The following is a 2,698-nucleotide window of genomic DNA, read 5'->3' as shown; positions in this document are numbered from 1 at the left end:
ATGAAGCGATAATCTTTCAAAATCAATTCTTGAAAAAGGTAATGACGTTATTAATAGCCAAATTGCAAAATTAGAAAAATTAGCTAAAAAATACGATCAAACTTTGGCACAGATTGATGAAGAAATCGAACAAAGCGAAAATGAATTAATTCAAATGTTAAACGAGCTTGAAGGTGATGAATACGACATCAAAGGAATCAAAGAATTAATCAACTTGTTAGGTGGCGAAAATGAAAAATAAGCTTGTACCAGCTATTAGATTCAAAGGGTTTACAAACGCTTGAGAACTAAAAAAGCTCAATAAAACAATAGATTCAATACCGGTTGATAAATATACATCAAAGAAAATAAGTTATACTGGCAAACCGGTATATCAACAAGGAGACAATCCTCTTTTTTCTTTCAGTGAAGATAAAAATACTTTTAACGATTATAAAAGAGTTGTTTTATTTGGAGATCACTCTTTCAGCACTTTTTTGCCAAAAACGCCATTTTTAGTAGTGCGAGAGGGGTTAAAAATATTATTAATTCCAAATGAAGACACAAATTTTATAAAGCTACTAATAGATAAAATAAGACCTATATCAATAACATATAGACGACATTTTTCATTGTTGCTTGAAAGTAAAATTTCACTGACTTCTATCAAAGAACAAAAGAATATTTCTCATTTATTTTCAAGTATAGAAAGAGTCATATCACTTCTTCAGCGTAAGTTAGAAAAGCTAGAAAATATAAAAAATACACTTCTTGAGAAGATGTTTGCATCAGCAAAATCGTCTTATCCGGCTATTAGATTCAAAGGATTTACAAACGCTTGAGAACAAAAAAGGGTAGGTGATATATTTGAAATAACACGTGGTGAAGTAATATCGACAACAAAACTTTCTCCTATAAAATCATCAAAATATATCTATCCTGTGTATTCTTCAAAGACTGTTAATAATGGGCTTTTGGGATATCATACAGAGTACTTATTTGATACAGCTATAACTTGAACTACAGATGGAGCTGGTGCTGGAAAAGTTGCGTTTAGACCTGGAAAATTCTATTCAACTAATGTTTCTGGTGTTTTGTTAGGCAAAATAGACTATACAAATAATGCCGTCGCACATGCATTAAATAATGTCGCTTATAAACATGTTGCAAGCGCTGGAATACCAAAATTAATGAACAATGTTATGGCAGAAATTAAAATAAGCATTCCGCCGTTAAGTGAAGAAACCAATAAGATTTCTATATTAATAAATTCATTAAATATGGTTGTATCACTTCTTCAGCGTAAGTTAGAAAAGCTAGAAAATATAAAAAATACACTTCTTGAGAAGATGTTTGTTTAAATTCTGTACGTATATCTGTTTGATATACGTTTTTTATTTAATTTTGATAGTTTACAAAATTACACTGAAGAAGTGATATGACATAATCTACGTTGTTTATCAATTTGCATATTTTTGTCTGTTCATCAACTTTTGGCTTGACAATAATTATTTTGACTAAGTCTTCAACTTTTATGCTTTTACCCATCCTCAACCCAAATGTTATAGGTTTAAGCTTTTGAATAAAATCTTTTGACTTAAATATAATTTTAAGAAAATATGGATTATATTCATTCATATCTTTTAACCGTAAAACACTATATGCAGGGCTAGTTAGTCCATTTAGTTCAGAAAATGCAAGACCTGCAAAATACGATGAAAGATGTAACACAAAGTCAAATCTATTAACTAAATTGAATTTTTTTATGCTTTCATTTTTTAAATAATTAACTCCAGATAATCATTTTTGCATTCCATTATCATTCGTTGCAGTTAATATTTGTAATTTATCAAATCCTTTTTTATTCTCAAGAAACAACACATCATCTACCTTTTTTAGTTCTCAAGCGTTCGTTGTTTTTTGCGTAGTTTCAAAATTTTCGGCAGTTTTTTCAACAAATTTATTCATAAAATCAGCAGATTAACAGGTTTTTGGCTTACACTGAAGAAGTGATATTGACGAATTTATAGTATTTATCAGCAAAAATATTTTGTTTTGCTCTTCAATTAATGGGATAGCGAAATATATACATTTATCATCTTTAAAGGTAAATTTGCTTCTAACCCCGATGCTACTATTAGATTGAATAACGTGTTTAAAATATGTCGTTGAAAAATACAGATTCATAAAATTTTCTGAAACATCATTTTTTGTTTTGAATGTTTCGTATATATTGCTTATTAAGCCATTTTCGTCAAATCTGAATAGTGCTATGGAACCAACATTTATTCTCGATGGATTAAATGCGAAGGAATTTTTCATGATTATTTTTGAATTCTTTTTTTGACCATTAACAGCGATCCCACCGTTAGAAAAAAACTCTTTTTGTAAAACAAAACCATGTTTATTAGTTACGGAAAAACTCCTTAATGATTTATTATCCTTATTTTTTATTGAATATATTTCTATAACTTCTTTTGAATTTTTTTGTTCTCAAGCGTTTGTTGTTTTTTGCGTAGTTTCAAAATTTTCGGCAGTTTTTTCAACAAATTTATTCATAAAATCAGCAGATTAACAGGTTTTTGGCTTACACTGAAGAAGTGATACAACATTATCTATTTTTTCTATAAATTTACCTACTTTAGATTGTTCATTTTTTGAAGGTGCTAATAATTCTATATTCAAAACTTTATTTGGCTGGATATTGAATCTAGAAATA

Annotated in this window: 4 protein-coding genes; 2 read left to right on the top strand and 2 right to left on the bottom strand. The window is 28.5% G+C overall.

Annotated elements, in window-relative coordinates; all coding sequences use genetic code 4:
• Positions 1–241: hypothetical protein (locus N1F73_RS03555; protein ID WP_260360137.1), on the top strand; the 241-nt coding region annotated here is incomplete at its 5' end.
• Positions 231–1,340: a restriction endonuclease subunit S gene (locus tag N1F73_RS03550; protein ID WP_260360136.1), complete on the top strand. Its 1,110-nt coding sequence runs from the start codon at positions 231–233 to the stop codon at positions 1,338–1,340. The genes N1F73_RS03555 and N1F73_RS03550, both read left to right, overlap by 11 nt.
• Before the next feature lie 37 nt (positions 1,341–1,377).
• Here the strand turns inward: N1F73_RS03550 and N1F73_RS03545 are convergent, their stop codons facing one another.
• Together N1F73_RS03545 and N1F73_RS03540 are read right to left on the bottom strand one after the other, a co-directional pair.
• The gene (locus N1F73_RS03545) at positions 1,378–1,947 is read right to left on the bottom strand and encodes a hypothetical protein (RefSeq protein WP_260360135.1); all 570 of its coding nucleotides are present in this window, start codon (positions 1,945–1,947) and stop codon (positions 1,378–1,380) included.
• Between the two features lie 12 nt (positions 1,948–1,959).
• On the bottom strand, positions 1,960–2,538 hold the full coding sequence (locus N1F73_RS03540) for a hypothetical protein (protein ID WP_260360134.1): 579 nt from the start codon (positions 2,536–2,538) through the stop codon (positions 1,960–1,962).
• Positions 2,539–2,698: the final 160 nt, after the last annotated feature.

Source organism: Mycoplasma sp. HS2188 (assembly GCF_025209835.1).
In the GTDB taxonomy this organism is placed as follows: Bacteria; Bacillota_I; Bacilli_A; order Mycoplasmatales; family Metamycoplasmataceae; genus Mycoplasmopsis.
The sequence above is the reverse complement of the archived record's forward strand: the minus strand, read 5'-3'. Positions and strand labels throughout refer to the sequence as shown.